Source organism: Acinetobacter piscicola, assembly GCF_002233755.1.
In the GTDB taxonomy this organism is placed as follows: domain Bacteria; phylum Pseudomonadota; class Gammaproteobacteria; order Pseudomonadales; family Moraxellaceae; genus Acinetobacter; species Acinetobacter piscicola.
In genome coordinates, this window is the sequence record NZ_KZ268706.1 from 19077 (window position 1) to 34818 (window position 15742).

Below are 15742 nucleotides of genomic sequence, written 5' to 3' on the forward strand. Positions count from 1 at the left end.
TTGTCAGCTTTGACATAGTTTTTTATTTTTTTGCATGTCAGGATGTTGCTATACCAATACAAAAAACAGGGTACGACGGAATGACAAACATGGTCAATAAAGCTCAGGGGTTGGGCTTAAACTTAATAACAAAAATTGCAGGTAGCGACTTACTTGATCAATTTAAACTTCGAAAATTTGTCGAAAAATCACTTTATCAAGGCTCTAAAGCTGGTTTTAAAACACTCACTGCAACTCAAAAAGCATTCAAATCAGATTCTAATGTATCAAAACAGCGTTTACCCAATCAGTCGAAATCATTATTTGACTTAAGCTTAACTGAAGAACAACAAATGACCGTAGATGCAATGGATCAATTTGCATCCGAAGTTCTCTATCCTCTTGCTCACCAAGCAGATCATGATGAAAAATTCCCAATTCAGCTTTGGCAATACAGTACCGATCTGGGTCTAAATTACTATGCACTTCCTGAAGCTTTAGGTGGAGTGGCTTCAGAAAAAAACATTGTAAGTAACATTCTCATTGCAGAACGTTTAGCTAAAGGTGATTTTTCACTTGCAGCAGGTTTGCTTTCAACATTTAGCGTAATTAACGCGATCACTCAATGGGGTTCAGAAGAGATTCAGGCAACTTATTTACCAAGCTTTGCAAATGACACTGAAATTCAAGCCAGTTTTGCAGTACAAGAAGCGACTGCTGCATTTAACCCTATGAAATTAAAAACCAAAGCTATTTCAAATCATGGACAGTTAAGCATTACAGGTGAAAAAACCTTAGTCATGCTCGGTGAAACAGCCGATGTATTCTTAGTCAGTGCTGATTTTAATGGTAAAGCCGATGTTTTTGTCGTAAATCGTGATCAAAGCATTACTGTACAAAAATCATCTGCAATGGGACTTAAGGCAACAGAAACAGTAACTTTAAAATTTGACAATAGCCCTGCGCAACGTCTTGGTGATGAAGACTTTAATTACCCTGCTTTCCTTGATTTAGGTAATTTAATGTGGTGTGCAATGGCTGTCGGGACATGTGAAGCTGCGAAAGAATATTGCATTCAATACGCCAATGAACGCACTGCATTTGGTGAGCCTATTTCACATCGTCAAAGTGTTGCATTCATGATTGCAGATATGGCGATTGAAATTGAAGCCATGCGCATGTTGACACTCAATGCAGCAAGCCTTGCCGAGGCTGGGCAACCTTTCCATCGAGAAGCTTATTTAGCACGTTTATTGTGTGCTGAAAAAACCATGAAAATCGGTACTGACGGTGTGCAAATTTTAGGGGGTCATGGCTTTACCAAAGAACACCCTGCTGAACGTTGGTATCGTGATTTACGTGCTACAGCCATTTTACATTCAGGCTTACATGCTTAATTTGAAAAAAATGAACAGATAATAGGATAACAATCATGAATTTACAAAATCCAAAAAAATTCAAAGTACTTTTAGATCAAGCACATGAAACAGCACTCAATGTACTTCGTCCAATTTCACGTAAATATGACAAAGCTGAACATGCCTATCCAAAAGAATTAGACATGTTGGCATCACTACTTGATGGTATGAATGATGGTGGCGAAGGTTTAAATGCAGGTGCTGCTGTAAATGTGCGTGGTGATGTTCAAGTGGGCAATAAAAATGGTGTAAATATGAGTACTGCGCTAAGCATCATTGAGATGTGCTATGGCGATACAGGCTTACTCCTATCCATGCCACGTCAAGGTTTAGGGAACTCCGCAATTGCCGCTGTAGCCAATGATGAACAACTTGAGCGCTTTAAAAGTACATGGGCTGCGATGGCAATCACTGAGCCAGGTTGTGGTTCTGATTCTGCTGCAATTCGTACCACAGCAACTCAAGATGGTGATGACTATATTCTCAATGGTGAAAAGATTTTTGTGACTTCAGGTGAACGTGCCGATTCAGTTGTTGTTTGGGCAACTTTAGATAAAAAACTCGGTCGTGCCGCGATTAAATCTTTTGTAGTACCCAAAGGTACACCAGGCATGAAAGTTGAAAGGCTTGAACATAAATTGGGGATCAAAGCTTCTGATACTGCTGCAATCAGTTTTATTGACTGTCGTGTGCCTGCTGCAAACTTATTGGGGAATGCTGAAATTGATGTAGCCAAAGGCTTTGCGGGTGTTATGGAAACTTTTGATAATACCCGCCCTTTAGTTGCTGCAATGGCTGTAGGTTGTGCTAAAGCATCATTAGAACGTATTAAAGAAATTTTTAAAGATGAACTTGACCCAAACTACGCAACACCTTATTTGCAAACATCAAATATCGCAGCGCAAATTTATCGTATGGAGGCTGAATGGGAAGCTGCTCGTCTGCTCACCATAAAGGCAACATGGATGGCAGATAACAGAAAGCCTAATTCGCGTGAAGCGTCTATTGCCAAAGCTAAAGCTGGGCGAATTGGCAATGAAATTACTTTAAAATGTGTCGAATTAGCAGCAAGTCTAGGTTATAACGAAACGGAGTTACTAGAGAAATGGGCACGTGATTCTAAAATTCTTGATATTTTTGAAGGTACACAACAAATTCAACAATTGATTATTGCACGTCGTGAGTTAGGAAAATCATCGAGTGAATTGAAGTAGCTATTTTTTAGCTTCTATTATCATTTGTCTTGTGGAACCATGCTCTTTGTTCCACAGGGAAAAGAGATTTTTAATGTATCAATGATTTGAGAATGAATCTCCGCACATCATTGATAACTTTTTAATCAGTTAAATTTAATATCGAACACAAGAGATGAATTTTTTGCTATAAAAATTCATCTCTTTTTTAATTCTAAGATTGATTATTGAATGTTTAAAATTAGGCCTATTCAAGCCAAGGATAATGCTGCAATTGCTCAAATTATTCGTGATGTTTCACAAGAGTTTGGTTTAGCACCTGAGTCAGGTTTTGCCGTTGCCGACCCGATTTTAGACAATTTATATACAGTCTATGATCAAACTCATGCAAGGTACTGGGTTATTGAAGATGAAACTGGCCAAATTCATGGTGGCGGCGGTCTTTCACCATTAAACGATGATGATTCTATTCTCGAAATTCAAAAAATGTATTTTACATCTGCAATACGTGGCCTTGGTTTTGCGAAACAGATTCTTGAAAAAAGTTTTGAGTTTGCTCAACAGCAAGGTTTTCAGTCATGTTATTTAGAAACCACTAAAGAACTTTGGCAAGCGGTCAAGCTTTATGAAAAATTAGGTTTTGAGCATCTTTCGCAGCCCAAAGGGAATACTGGACATAGCCATGCTTGTGAGATTTGGATGTTAAAAACGATTAAATAAAACACTATTTTCAATTTAGGATATTCTTAAATTTCAATTATATTAATTGTGTTCATTCAGAAAATATCAGAAAGAGAATCATATGTTTATTGCCGTATATCGTTTTCAGATACATGCAGGAATGGAAGCTGATTTTATACAGGCATGGAAAGTACGCACCGAAGGCATTTATCTTTTACTAGGATCACTAGGTTCACGACTTCATAAAGATACTAAAACGGGCGATTATATTGGCTATGCACAATGGCCTACACAGGAACATTGGGAAAATGTTCAATTTGATCGACTGAACGCGGACACTTATCCTGATTATAAAAAAGCGGGAGAAATTATGAAGAAAACAATTCAGCATTCTGAAACAGTTTTAGAACTCGAAGTTGAAGCTGATTATCTACATAAATTTCCCTTTGCATTTGTTTAGATCAGAAATATATGTGTTTTCTTCATCAATAATGATGAGATAAAAATAACCTTATGGACATGATATGCATCAACTCATTCACTTATTACAACCACTGCGTTTAACAGAAATTGTGGATATTGGTGCAAATCCAATCGATGGAGATCCGCCCTATAAAACACTTTTACAATCAAAATTGTGCAGAGTCACAGGTTTTGAACCTCAAGTAGAAGCTTTAGCAACGCTCAATCAACAAAAAAGTGAATTAGAACAGTATCTCCCCTACGCCATTGGCGATGGAAATACTCATACTTTAAAAATTTGCCAATATTCGGGTATGACCAGTTTACTTGAGCCAAATCAGAACACCTTAGACAATTTTGTCGCATTAAAAACAAATGCAACTGTCTTAGAAAGAATTTCTATCCCAACAAGCCAGTTAGATGATATTCAAGAAATACAACAGCTTGATTTTCTAAAAATCGATATACAAGGTACAGAACTTTCCGTTTTCCGATCAGGCAGAGAAAAACTCAACAATGCTGTTGCTATACAAACTGAAATATCCTTTGTGACGATTTATGAAAATCAGCCAAGTTTTGGAGAAATTGATATTGAACTGCGAAATCAGGGATTTATACCGCATTGTTTTGCAGCCATAAAAAAGTGGCCAATCGCACCTTTCACATATGAAAATGAGCCTTTACAGGCTGTTAATCAATTACTTGAAGCCGATATTGTTTACGTTCGAGATTTTACGCAACCACAAAATATCAGCGATGAACAATTAAAGCATCTTGCATTGATTGCCCACTGTTGTTATCAATCCTTTGATTTAACTTTACGCTGTATAGATCTATTGGAACAACGTGCTGCATTACCTGCTCATTCGCAACAAGTTTATGTCAACATGTTGAATAGTTCACGTCATATAACTTGATTTTAAAGCTCAATTTTAATGATTTTTTACAATGATATCGCTGATGAATTAATTCATTGAATAGATATTTTACAAAAGGCAAAAAACGATCGAAATTAATATTGAAAAGTCCCTTCTCTTGCGCCATATAGTTCAGGGAGATGGTTAGGATGAGGGAAATTTATCATATAAATCCTCACCCTAACCCTCTCCTTTAAAAGGAGAGGGAACTTCAATTATAAATAAATGTTCATCACAATTCGACTTACACAAGAAGTCTAGTAGATAAAAACTTTAATTTTTTATCAGACTAAGGTTCTGTTATGAAATCGTATTTAAAGTAATATATTTGTACGTTGTGCCAAAAATAGAGGAAAATTTAGATCATGTTGTATTTAGAAGATATCAATATCGGCGATCGTTTCACCAGTCGTGAATATGAAATGACGCTTGAAGAAATTTTAGAATTTGCTAACAAATATGACCCTCAAGTTTTCCATACCGATGTAGAAAAAGCCAAAGATCACCCTATTTTCAAAGGATTGGCAGCCAGTGGATGGCACACCTCTGCGGTAACAATGCGTCTTTGGACGGAATGCTTCCCTGTTGCCTATGGATTAATTGGTTCTGAATCAAGTTTAAGATGGCCAAAAGCAACCCGTGTTGGCGATAAAATACATGTTGAAGTTGAAATTGTTTCTATTACGCCATCAAGAACTAAAAATGATCGTGCTATTGTGACTTATGTAACGCAAGCCAAAAATCAGCACGATGATGTTTTATTGATTTCAACCACCAAAATAGTGGTATTTAAACGTGATTTTGATGCTCATTAATTCTCAATTTGTCTTACAATATTGAGTATTTTTTACATATTCCATGACAATATATTTAGGGTTTGTAGACATTTTATCAATAGCCTGCGATGTAGGCCAAAATTAAACAAACAAGGAATGAAGTAAAGCACATGTTGAGAGCAACGGATAGCAAATGAAGACAGTCTCAGGTCGCCAAGATCAGGGAATTCCTGGTGTATATGGACTATTAGTATTAGATATTGTTTCTCGCTGGGGTTATAGCGCAGAAACGCTTTTTGCACCTTTTAATTTTACCAGTGAGCAATTGGCAGAACCTGAGTGTCGAATTCCGACGCCCCTTGCCAATGAATTAGTTAAACATGCATTAAAATTAACAGGTGAAACGACCCTTGGTTACCACTTGGGTACGCAAATGCGTATTTCGATTCACGGTTTTATCGGCTATGCCATTATGACGGCGCATGATATTACCGATGCCTTGGTACTCGCGAACCGTTTTATCCAGTTACGCATGCCTTTTTTACAATTGTATTTCTCTACTTTTGGAGAAAAAGCAACATTACAATTGCAATGTGATATTGATATTGAACCTTTACGTACTGAAATCGTGATGGGTCTTACCTTCGGTATTATGACCATGGCAAAGGCTTTAACAGGTATTGAAAGCTTACATGGTGATATCGATTTTGATTTTCCAAAACCAGAAGGTTTTGATAAATATATAGAAAAATTAGCAACTCGTTACAACATGAGTTTTGACCAACCTCACCTCATTGCAAGTTTTGATAAAGCATATTTAGGTTTGAAAATGGTCAATGCAGATCCTATTGCCAGTCAAATTGCAATTAACCAATGTGAAGCAGAGCTTTCTGCGTTGGGTGAAAGACGTCGTTTAGCGATGCGTGTTCGTGATATTTTGACCCATTCAGAACAGCATTATTTAAGTATTGAGAATGTCGCCGACCGACTACATATGTCAGATCGAACCCTCAAAAGACAGCTAGCTGCTGAGGGAACATCTTTTTCAACATTGGTCGATGAAGTCCGCTATCGTCATGCGACATCGCTACTTTCAAGAACAGATTATACGCTTGAGCAAATCGCAGATGAATTGGGTTATAGCGATGTTGCGAACTTCAGTCGCGCTTTCAAGCGTTGGAGTGGTCGTAGTCCAAGCAGTTGGCGTAAAGATCCATATTTATAAGCATTATTTGCTTGAATGAATAAGGTTATCAGTATCTCTGCTTTTTGTTTTAACTGAAAAACCTGTATAACGCTTAGCAAAAAGAAATTGTCATATTAAGGAGTCATTATGAATCATCCTTCAGATTTGAAGTATGCAAATACACATGAATGGGTAAAAATTGAAGGTGATCTTGTGATTACTGGTATTTCAGATCATGCCCAAGATGCATTAGGTGATTTAGTTTATGTGGAAATGCCAGAAGTTGGCAGCCATGTAACTGCAGGCGTTCAAGCTGGTGTGGTTGAATCTGTTAAAACTGCATCGGATATTCATGCACCTGTTTCAGGCGAAGTGGTTGAAATCAATACAGCTTTAGAAGATGATCCCGATTTTGTAAATGATGACCCGTACGGTAAAGGTTGGATTTATAAAATCAAACCTGACAATATTGCAGATGTTGAAAAATTGCTCAGCAATACTGAATACGAAGCAGGTTTATAATCTGTTATTCAACATTAACAGTGATTTAAAAACATAAAAAAGATCAGACTCATCTGATCTTTTTTATGTAAAATTTTCAAACTAGGCTGTGCGTAATAACGGTTTAACGGATAATTGTTCAGCAATATTCAACAACAAATGTTCGGTTTTATCCCATCCTAAACAACCATCAGTTACAGACTGACCATAGGTCATATCACATGAAATCTTTTGATTTCCATCCAGTAAATGACTCTCCAACATTACACCACGTACCTGTGTCATGTGTCTTTCCGCAATAATTTGTTGTAAAACCAAAGGTTGTTTGAGTGGGTCTTTCGCACTATTACCATGACTACAATCTATCACTAAAGCTGGTAAATGACCTTGATATTGATCACGAATGTGCTGAATTGATTGAGCATCATAATTACGACCATGGTTTGCACCACGTAAAATTAAATGGGGTAAAGGATTCCCCTGACTTTGCAAAATACATGGATTACCTTTTTGACTCATTGCCAAAAATTGATGCGCATGGCTTGCAGACTGAATTGCATCCAATGCAATTTGAATTGAGCCATCTGTACCATTTTTGAAGCCGATGCTGAAAGGCATATGACTTGAAATTTCACGATGAATCTGAGATTCGCTAGTACGTGCACCAATTGCACCCCAAGCCAATAAATCATCAAAATAAGCTGTAGCCATCGGACTTAAAATTTCACTGGCAATAGGCAGACCCATTTCAATAATATTTAAATAAAGTTGGCGTGATTTTTCTAAGCCAAGTTGCATATTTGATGAACCATCAAGATTTGGGTCATATAAAAAACCTTTCCAACCAATTGTAGTACGTGGCTTTTCAATATATGCACGCATCACTAAAAAAATTTGATCTGAGATTTTACTTTGTATGTGTTTTAATTTTTCTGCATATTCGAGTGCTGCTTTTTCATCATGAATTGAACATGGTCCAGCAATGACCAGTAAACGAGGGTCTGTGCCATCAAGTATATTTTGTATGGTTTGGCGTTGTTCTGCGATTTGAATCGCCAGTGTATGGTTTAATGGAAATTTTCTTTTTAAATCATATGGTAAACTGAGTTCAATCTCTTGACTTTGATTTTGTTGTAAAGCGATATTTAAAGCATTCATGATGTATTCCTTTGGACTCTTCAGCAGTCCTCACTTTTATTTGAGCGTATGTGATCTATTCGAACGTGGAATCTGATTGTTCATCTGACCAAAATAAAACCAATAAAAGTTGCTAAAATATACGTTATTCAATGTCATCATGATGTTCTCCAAATTTCTCAAATCAAACGTTTATAAAGTAAAAGGCATAAAAAAACCTGATCGGTGTTGCCGATCAGGTATTAACTTTGATGGGCAACTATTTCATTGCCCGAACGACTTCAGGCAACTATTTAAAGAATTGCCAAAAATAATAAGAAGTAGCGATTACTGGTTGCTTTAACATCTTCATGTCGTTCATAAAATCTGTATTAAATTTACAATACTCCCTGTTCACAGACTTTACAAGCGTTTTTTCATGTTTTTGATGGATTGACGAAAATTGTTGATGTTTAAATTTAAGCAATTTTGTTGGAAAATATTCAATTCAACGAACTATTAACATTTAAGCCTAACTATTTTCATTAAATACTTTTAAAAACAGCTATTTAAAATAGTTAAAAGGTAATTTTAAATAACAGATCCCATTCGCTTCTGGCACTGGAAACTTTCCGCCTGCCATATTAATTTGAATGGCAGCTAAAATCAGTTTAGGCATTGATAACATTGCATCACGTTGTTCACGCATTGCAATAAATGCTTGTTTATGAACACCTATATGGATATGAATATTTTCCATACGCTGTGTTTTTATATCTGTTTGACACATATAGTTTTGCCTAGCGTTGGCCAATTGAGGTAAATAATCATGGCACAAATACATTCGTATATTTTCAGGTAATTTAAAAATTTGTTGCACAGAATCATAAAGTTGAGATGCACTTCCTTTGGGAAAATCACATCGAGCTGTTCCATAATCTGGCATAAACAACGTATCTCCAACAAATACAGCATCACCAATCACATAACTCAAACATGCGGGTGTATGACCTGGTGTCGGAATGTTATATGCCTCTAACGCCCCTATTTTAAAAACTTCTTGATCTTTAAATAGATAATCAAATGCTTGACGAGAATTTAATGCTTTAATATCAATATTATAAATATGCGAGAAAGTATCTTGAACAATCGCAATTTTTTCACTCATTGCAATTTGTCCGCCTAACTGCTCTTTTAAATATTGTGATGCCGTTAAATGGTCTGCATGAACATGCGTTTCAAGGATCCACTGTACTGTTAAATGCTGTTTTTGAATGTAATCAATGATTTGATCTGCATGATCGGTCGATGTCGTTGCTGACGCTGCATCATAGTCCAAAACACTGTCGATAATTGCACAACACTGCGTCTGAGGATCGCTAACCACATAACTAAAGGTATGGCTCGATTCATCAAAAAAGTCTTGCACCAATGGACGAATCATTGCTTATACTCCTGCGACCTGACGCTGGATCAATATACCAACTAACATGGCGACAATAAAATACAGCGCTTGTGTATAGCCCAAACCAATCAGTGTCAAGGCAGGTGCAGGACAAATCCCAGCTATTCCCCAACCTACACCAAAAATAAAAGCACCCGAAACTAAGTTTTGATCTAGTTGAGTCTTTTCAGGAAGCTGAATCGTTTCATTAAAAATCGTCACAGGCTTACGTATGGCTTTTTGAAAAGGAAAAAATGCCACAGCAATCGCGCCAAGCATTACAAATGCTAAACTGGGATCCCAATCTCCAAATAAGTCTAAAAAACCAATAACTTTGGCTGGATTTGACATGCCCGAAAGCATGAGTCCTATTGAAAATAATCCGCCAAAAACAAAAGCTAAAATATTTTTCATCATTTAACGCCTACCCAGTGACGAATAATATAAACCGTCATAAATCCAGCCGACATAAAAATACTCGTTGCAACAATAGAACGCTTAGATAAACGACTGATTCCACAAATCCCATGCCCACTGGTACAACCTGAGCCTAAACTTGTGCCAAATCCAACCAATAAACCCGAAAAAATTAAAAGTATTGGGCTAGTAACCACCATGGCAATGTGTGGTTTAAAAATCCATCCATAGAAAAATGGGGTGATCAATAAACCCAATAAAAACCATATTGCAGGTGTTTTAAACATAGTCTGTGGATTCAATACCTGAGCGATTAGACCACTCACCCCTGCGATGCGGCCATTGCAAAATAAGTAGCCTACAACAGATATTCCGAGTAAAAGACCACCTAAGAAAGCCAATAAATAATCATGCATGCTTTAAAATTCAAACAATATATGTTTTTATAATATATTTATTAATAAACTAATCAACTCATTTTCAATCTTTGAATATTTCATAGAGATAAAAGTGGCAATTATTAGATTGACCAATGCCTAATGCATTGAATCATCTCATTCTTTGTTTTGCACTAATTGGCCTCACAAATCTCTAAACTATCGATTATTTTTTGATAAAATTATGATTTTAAAAGCTTTATCTACGGTTCAATTTTATGCGTTTAATTATTCTTTTATTTATGTCTTTATTTAAGTTGTTTTTCAAACAGCAAATTTAAGTCATAAAAATTAGCTAAACTCTTCCAATACTTTATCGACAAACCATTTTGGAAAATATTCGATGGCTGGATTGAGTTTTAACATTTCTGCTTTTTCTATTTCGGCAATAAAGGCCGCTTTTTCACCATGACTTGAATTATCAAAAATATAGGCACGATCTGAGGCTTCGATCGCAGACATGAGCAAATCTAAACTACGATAATAACGTTCACGAATTTTTTGTTCTGGAACTGTATGACCACCCTCTTGCACACGATAATGTACTCGACCTATATTAATTTCAGGGTCTACCGTTGCAACATAATACAAATAGGTTTTAAATCCTTGTTTCTGCGCGTCCTTTAAAAAGTCGACTTTACTGATATGTGACATTACCGTTTCAAAGGTAAAACTGATCTTTAACCTGAGAAACTCCATTCTAATAAAATCAATAATTCGAGCACACAAATAGGAATCTATTTCTTGCTTCTCAAAATAAATAGAGCCATCGCTTAAAATTTGCGGATTAATTGATAATAATGGAATAAAATCAGTTGCTTGTTTACGTTTTTTCTGTTTTAAAAATTGAATCAGTGTATTTGTATTTAAATCGGGATGATAATTTTCTAATCTTAAAATTTGTGAATGCTTTAAATCTTTTTCTAATTCATCTGCATTTAAATAAGCCCCAATTTGATGAGGCGCTAAATAATCTTTAATCGTGCTTTTACCAGAACCATTTGGCCCCGCAAACATTCTAATTCTTGGTTGACGCATAGACGCTTATGCCATCACCTCTTGTTTATTTTTACGTTTTAACACGCTACGTTTAAGTTGCGGAACAACATAAGCTTTGGATAAATCTTTAACAATAACTTTTTCCCCATGTTGCACAGCGATCAATTTAAAATCTTGAGCATAAACAACTTGATGTTCTGATTGAATTGCATATTCAAATGCATTCGAAAAAGATTGAATGGCCAATTTAGGAATGGTTGCTTCTTCACGTAATGTGGTTTTCATCACTGTCATTGTTGTTGAAGTGCTCATATTCTACTCCAGCATCTAATTGTTAGATGTTTAGACCATCTTATCATAATCCATATTTTTGTCTATTTTGTAGCAGCTTTCAATTTATCCTAAATCTCACCAACTTTTACTGAGTAAGTAAAACTAGTTTATGTGATTACTTGGGATATGTATCAGGTGACCAAGATTGAGTACGTACTTGGTGAGTGAGCATCATTCCCAACATATCTACACTGTTCGCTTGATTTGTTAATACAATAACACCTGTATTTGTTTCAGCATCTATAGATAGATAAGTTGCGTACCCTCCAACCATACCGTTGTGCCATACGATATTACGATTGCCAAAGAAACGATCTAAAAATGTGGGTTGCATCCAACCTATTCCTGTATTGCCACTGGCTTGAGTTTTACGCATTTCTTCAAATACTTTAGAACTAGCCCCTTTTTCTTCTAGATTGGCTTGAATAAATTTCAACATATCATCTGCATTAGAATAGAAACCACCTGCGCCTGCAAGAACTGGAAATGTCCATACAGGTGTAATATTTCCTTGAGAAGTATAACCTTGAGCTAATTTTTCCTGTGTTTGATATGTTGGGGGGATGACCGTTGCATCCATTCCAATAGGCGTTAAAACCATCTCTTTGACTAAAGACTCATAATCTTTACCAGTGACTAATTCAAGCACATGACCTAATAAGCCCATACCATAATTTGAATATTCAAATTGACCTGATTTGCGTTTATCTTCTGTTGTTGCAAGATAGCCAAATATGTCTTTTGAATGGAGATGACTATAAGGATCTAAGAGTAGATTTTCTTTATCTACTTGTTGTTGCACTTTTCTTTCTAACGATTTTGGAATACTGGGAAAGCCTGAAGTATGTGTAACGAGCTGCTTTAACGTGACATTTTTTGCATTTGATGAAAGTGGTATTTGATCTCCAATGAGTTCCTCCAAAGTATCATCCATGGATACAGCACCTTGATCACAAAGTGTCTGTAATAAAGATGCCGTGAAAAGCTTACTGATAGAACCTATTTGAAATATGGTTGTCGCATCGGGGGAAAGCTGACTTTCTTTAGCCACTGTTCCATATCCTTTGATAAAAGTACGTTTGTTTTTATAAACTCCAACGACAATACTTTGAAATTGCCCACCACGCATTGCTTTTTCAACCTCAACATCTATCGAGGCTTCAAGATTTTTACGATCAGCTATATGGTCTATTTTATACTTAAAATAAATAATTGATGATAAAACAATGACTAAAAGTAGTATTAAAATAATAGAAGTTATTTTCATTATAGATGCTCATTTTAATTTTGATAAAAATTTACATAAAAAGTGATTACATTATAAGCCAACTCAATTGTAGGCCAATTTTTTCTTAACAATCACATTAAGTAAAATATTCTGAACTTATCAATCCTTGTTACTATTTATCATCTAAAGACGAACAAAGTCGCTAAAAGACAACCTATAAAAGTGGCAGAAACGGTAGAGGCTATTTTACATACTATTAAAAGTCTAAAAGCTTAAACTCGATCAGAGAGCCGACTTTCGCGATAGACGATACTGATGAAAATTTGAGACTGATCTTTCCTTTATTACTGTTTTCTCCTTTATTTAAACAATACTCTTCTTGAACCTTGGTTATTTGAGCTTGGATTCATCTCATTTAAAAACATACAGTATATAATGCTGCGGTTATACTTGCTTAAACAACATGGAAAGTCGATATGTCTAATGATCTTGAAATTGATGTTATGCGGGAATCTGCATCATCTGTGGTCACCATTTTAAAATCTTTAGCCAATACAGATCGTTTACTCATTTTGTGCCATCTCGCTCAGGAAGAACTGAATGTTTCACAAATTGAAGAAAAGACTCAAATTAATCAGCCTACACTCTCTCAACAACTGACGATGCTACGTAAAAGTAATGTTGTTTCAACACGGCGTGATGGTAAGCAAATTTATTATTCGATTAAGGATGAGAAATTACATATTGTTTTAAACACCTTATACAACCTGTATTGCCCCGAGGCTTAGTTTTATTAAATTATTTTTAATAACAACCACATAGATAAGTTAAGTTTAATTTTAACTGCTTTCTTAGCATTTTTTATGCATAATATATATGAAATTATGATAATGAAAATGTAATGCCCATTCCTAAGTTTCAACTGAGTAAAATTCTCCCTGCATGGCTATGGCTTCAGGACTATAGTGCCCCAAAATTTAGAGCGGATTTGCTTGCAGCACTGATCGTGATTGCGATGCTTGTACCGCAAGGTATGGCTTATGCAATGGTTGCAGGTTTGCCACCTGTCATGGGTTTATATGCCAGTATCTTACCCATGATCGTCTATGCCTTGATCGGAGGAAGCCCAACGCTGTCTATAGGCCCTGTCGCACTGATTTCCATGATGACCTTTGCAACGCTTGAACCTTTATATGAAGTCGGTTCACCTGTGTATATTCAAGCAGCATGTTTATTGGCATTACTGGTCGGCATACTTTCAACGTTATTGGGTATTTTCAGATTTGGATTTCTAATTCGCCTCATCAGTCACCCTGTCATTAAAAGTTTTATTATTGCTTCTGCACTGTTAATTGCACTGAGTCAGGTTAAATTTATACTCGATGTACCATTAAAATCAGGCGATATCATCGAGTTTTTCCAAAGTGCATGGCAATACTTAGCATTGATGAATATGGCAACGGTTATCTTTGGAATTGGCTCAATTTTATTTTTAATTTATGTTCCTAAATTATTGAATTCAGAGTTTTTTAAATCATTTTCAAATGCCATTCAATTTTGGGTTAAAGCACTGCCTTTATTGTTGGTTTTTATTTCGATTGGTTTGGTGCAATTCTTTCATATCGATCAATTGGGTATTAAAACGGTTGGAGAAATTCCTTCAGGATTTCCCCCATTAACCATGCCGTTTTGGAGTTGGGACTTAGTTTTAAAGCTTCTACCCGGTGCAGCGATGATCACCATGGTCAGTTTTGTTGAATCCATTTCAATTGCCCAAGCAACTGCTTTTCAACAACGTAGTGAACTGAATAGTAATCAGGAACTGATTGCACTTGGTTTGGCAAATATCAGCGCAGGAATCAGTGCTGCATTCCCAGTAACAGGTAGTCTATCTCGGACTGTTGTCAATGCCGATGCAGGTGCGAAGACGCCCATGGCAGGTGTTTTATCTTCAATCTTTATTGTGATTGTCAGTTTGTATTTTACAGGGGTGTTCAAAGAATTGCCTCTGGCGATCCTCGCTGCAACAATCATGGTTTCGATTTGGAAATTGGTCGATTTTAAACCCTTTATTGAAACGTGGCGCTATTCAAAAGCGGATGGTATCGCGATGTGGGTGACCTTTTTCGGTGTATTGTGTATTGATATTTCGACAGGTTTAATCATTGGTATTGTTTCTACCTTTTTATTATTGCTATGGCGGATTAGCCGACCACATATTGCTGTCATTGGTTTAGTTGAAGGCACACAGCATTTTAGAAATATTTCTCGTCATGATGTTTTAACCAGCGCCAATATTGTGTCTATTCGTATTGATGAAAATTTAACCTTTTTAAATGTCAATACCCTTAAAGAATTTGTGATTTCTGAAGTGAGTAAAAATCCTGATTTACATCATGTGGTGATCAATTGCTCCAGTATTAGCAATATTGATTTAAGCGCTTTGGAAACCTTAGAAGAAATTAACCATGAATTGGATAAACTCAAAATTCAATTACATTTATCTGAGGTAAAAGGCCCTGTCATGGATCGTCTTAAGCAGTCAAATTTGATTAATGAACTCAGTGGCAAGGTTTTTTTAACACATTACCAAGCCATGCATAAATTGGATGCTCAGAGTTTTCATCAGATTTGATTCAATGAAATGGATTGATT

General features: G+C 36.1%; 17 protein-coding genes. 10 read left to right on the top strand and 7 right to left on the bottom strand.

Going from position 1 to position 15742, the window contains the following annotated elements; all coding sequences use genetic code 11:
* The first annotated feature begins 89 nt into the window (after positions 1-89).
* The 8 genes from CDA10_RS02685 (at position 90) to gcvH (ending at position 7134) form a co-directional block, all read left to right on the top strand.
* On the top strand, positions 90-1376 hold the full coding sequence (locus CDA10_RS02685) for an acyl-CoA dehydrogenase family protein (RefSeq protein WP_171333937.1): 1287 nt from the start codon (positions 90-92) through the stop codon (positions 1374-1376).
* A gap of 35 nt (positions 1377-1411) precedes the next feature.
* Positions 1412-2611, top strand: a complete 1200-nt coding sequence (locus CDA10_RS02690; RefSeq protein ID WP_089603978.1) for an acyl-CoA dehydrogenase family protein — start codon at positions 1412-1414, stop codon at positions 2609-2611.
* Between the two features lie 210 nt (positions 2612-2821).
* Entirely contained in the window at positions 2822-3310 is a 489-nt protein-coding gene (locus CDA10_RS02695; protein WP_089603979.1) for a GNAT family N-acetyltransferase, read from the top strand.
* 82 nt (positions 3311-3392) lie between these two features.
* Positions 3393-3731 (top strand): antibiotic biosynthesis monooxygenase, encoded by a 339-nt coding sequence (locus CDA10_RS02700; RefSeq protein ID WP_089603980.1) that lies wholly within the window; start codon positions 3393-3395, stop codon positions 3729-3731.
* 64 nt (positions 3732-3795) lie between these two features.
* Entirely contained in the window at positions 3796-4650 is an 855-nt protein-coding gene (locus CDA10_RS02705) for an FkbM family methyltransferase (protein ID WP_089603981.1), read from the top strand.
* A 365-nt stretch (positions 4651-5015) separates the two neighbouring features.
* On the top strand, positions 5016-5465 hold the full coding sequence (locus tag CDA10_RS02710) for a MaoC family dehydratase (protein ID WP_089603982.1): 450 nt from the start codon (positions 5016-5018) through the stop codon (positions 5463-5465).
* Between the two features lie 154 nt (positions 5466-5619).
* Positions 5620-6651: a helix-turn-helix transcriptional regulator gene (locus CDA10_RS02715; protein WP_089603983.1), complete on the top strand. Its 1032-nt coding sequence runs from the start codon at positions 5620-5622 to the stop codon at positions 6649-6651.
* A 108-nt stretch (positions 6652-6759) separates the two neighbouring features.
* The gene (gene gcvH / locus CDA10_RS02720; RefSeq protein ID WP_089603984.1) at positions 6760-7134 is read left to right on the top strand and encodes a glycine cleavage system protein GcvH; all 375 of its coding nucleotides are present in this window, start codon (positions 6760-6762) and stop codon (positions 7132-7134) included.
* An 81-nt stretch (positions 7135-7215) separates the two neighbouring features.
* Here gcvH and CDA10_RS02725 read toward each other — a convergent pair whose 3' ends face one another.
* From CDA10_RS02725 to CDA10_RS02755, 7 genes are all read right to left on the bottom strand, one after another.
* A complete protein-coding gene (locus CDA10_RS02725) occupies positions 7216-8271 on the bottom strand; it encodes a 3-deoxy-7-phosphoheptulonate synthase (RefSeq protein ID WP_089603985.1) in 1056 nt (351 codons plus the stop codon).
* A gap of 523 nt (positions 8272-8794) precedes the next feature.
* A complete protein-coding gene (locus CDA10_RS02730) occupies positions 8795-9673 on the bottom strand; it encodes an MBL fold metallo-hydrolase (protein ID WP_171333938.1) in 879 nt (292 codons plus the stop codon).
* A gap of 3 nt (positions 9674-9676) precedes the next feature.
* Positions 9677-10087, bottom strand: coding sequence for a DUF6691 family protein (locus CDA10_RS02735; RefSeq protein WP_089603986.1), 411 nt, complete (start codon positions 10085-10087; stop codon positions 9677-9679).
* Positions 10087-10506 (bottom strand): YeeE/YedE family protein, encoded by a 420-nt coding sequence (locus tag CDA10_RS02740; protein ID WP_089603987.1) that lies wholly within the window; start codon positions 10504-10506, stop codon positions 10087-10089. Before CDA10_RS02740 ends, CDA10_RS02735 begins: the two co-directional genes overlap by 1 nt.
* A 312-nt stretch (positions 10507-10818) precedes the next feature.
* Positions 10819-11565: an ATPase gene (locus CDA10_RS02745; RefSeq protein ID WP_089603988.1), complete on the bottom strand. Its 747-nt coding sequence runs from the start codon at positions 11563-11565 to the stop codon at positions 10819-10821.
* A 6-nt stretch (positions 11566-11571) separates the two neighbouring features.
* Positions 11572-11838 (bottom strand): hypothetical protein, encoded by a 267-nt coding sequence (locus CDA10_RS02750; RefSeq protein ID WP_089603989.1) that lies wholly within the window; start codon positions 11836-11838, stop codon positions 11572-11574.
* Between the two features lie 136 nt (positions 11839-11974).
* Positions 11975-13126: a serine hydrolase domain-containing protein gene (locus CDA10_RS02755; protein WP_089603990.1), complete on the bottom strand. Its 1152-nt coding sequence runs from the start codon at positions 13124-13126 to the stop codon at positions 11975-11977.
* Between the two features lie 437 nt (positions 13127-13563).
* Between CDA10_RS02755 and CDA10_RS02760 the strand changes: the two genes are divergently transcribed.
* Both CDA10_RS02760 and CDA10_RS02765 read left to right on the top strand, forming a co-directional pair.
* Positions 13564-13875, top strand: a complete 312-nt coding sequence (locus tag CDA10_RS02760; RefSeq protein ID WP_089603991.1) for an ArsR/SmtB family transcription factor — start codon at positions 13564-13566, stop codon at positions 13873-13875.
* Positions 13876-13988: 113 nt separating this feature from the next.
* Positions 13989-15722, top strand: a complete 1734-nt coding sequence (locus CDA10_RS02765) for a SulP family inorganic anion transporter (RefSeq protein ID WP_089603992.1) — start codon at positions 13989-13991, stop codon at positions 15720-15722.
* The last annotated feature ends 20 nt before the right edge of the window (positions 15723-15742 follow it).

Bases quoted from the DNA above. Each gene is read 5' to 3' on its own strand.
- CDA10_RS02695 (WP_089603979.1), top strand. From the start codon at position 2,822: ATGTTTAAAATTAGGCCTATTCAAGCCAAGGATAATGCTGCAATTGCT.
- CDA10_RS02765 (WP_089603992.1), top strand. From the start codon at position 13,989: ATGCCCATTCCTAAGTTTCAACTGAGTAAAATTCTCCCTGCATGGCTA.
- CDA10_RS02715 (WP_089603983.1), top strand. From the start codon at position 5,620: ATGAAGACAGTCTCAGGTCGCCAAGATCAGGGAATTCCTGGTGTATAT.
- CDA10_RS02745 (WP_089603988.1), bottom strand. From the start codon at position 11,565: ATGCGTCAACCAAGAATTAGAATGTTTGCGGGGCCAAATGGTTCTGGT.
- gcvH (WP_089603984.1), top strand. From the start codon at position 6,760: ATGAATCATCCTTCAGATTTGAAGTATGCAAATACACATGAATGGGTA.
- CDA10_RS02750 (WP_089603989.1), bottom strand. From the start codon at position 11,838: ATGAGCACTTCAACAACAATGACAGTGATGAAAACCACATTACGTGAA.
- CDA10_RS02700 (WP_089603980.1), top strand. From the start codon at position 3,393: ATGTTTATTGCCGTATATCGTTTTCAGATACATGCAGGAATGGAAGCT.
- CDA10_RS02690 (WP_089603978.1), top strand. From the start codon at position 1,412: ATGAATTTACAAAATCCAAAAAAATTCAAAGTACTTTTAGATCAAGCA.
- CDA10_RS02730 (WP_171333938.1), bottom strand. From the start codon at position 9,673: ATGATTCGTCCATTGGTGCAAGACTTTTTTGATGAATCGAGCCATACC.
- CDA10_RS02735 (WP_089603986.1), bottom strand. From the start codon at position 10,087: ATGAAAAATATTTTAGCTTTTGTTTTTGGCGGATTATTTTCAATAGGA.
- CDA10_RS02710 (WP_089603982.1), top strand. From the start codon at position 5,016: ATGTTGTATTTAGAAGATATCAATATCGGCGATCGTTTCACCAGTCGT.
- CDA10_RS02685 (WP_171333937.1), top strand. From the start codon at position 90: ATGGTCAATAAAGCTCAGGGGTTGGGCTTAAACTTAATAACAAAAATT.
- CDA10_RS02725 (WP_089603985.1), bottom strand. From the start codon at position 8,271: ATGAATGCTTTAAATATCGCTTTACAACAAAATCAAAGTCAAGAGATT.
- CDA10_RS02740 (WP_089603987.1), bottom strand. From the start codon at position 10,506: ATGCATGATTATTTATTGGCTTTCTTAGGTGGTCTTTTACTCGGAATA.
- CDA10_RS02705 (WP_089603981.1), top strand. From the start codon at position 3,796: ATGCATCAACTCATTCACTTATTACAACCACTGCGTTTAACAGAAATT.
- CDA10_RS02755 (WP_089603990.1), bottom strand. From the start codon at position 13,126: ATGAAAATAACTTCTATTATTTTAATACTACTTTTAGTCATTGTTTTA.
- CDA10_RS02760 (WP_089603991.1), top strand. From the start codon at position 13,564: ATGTCTAATGATCTTGAAATTGATGTTATGCGGGAATCTGCATCATCT.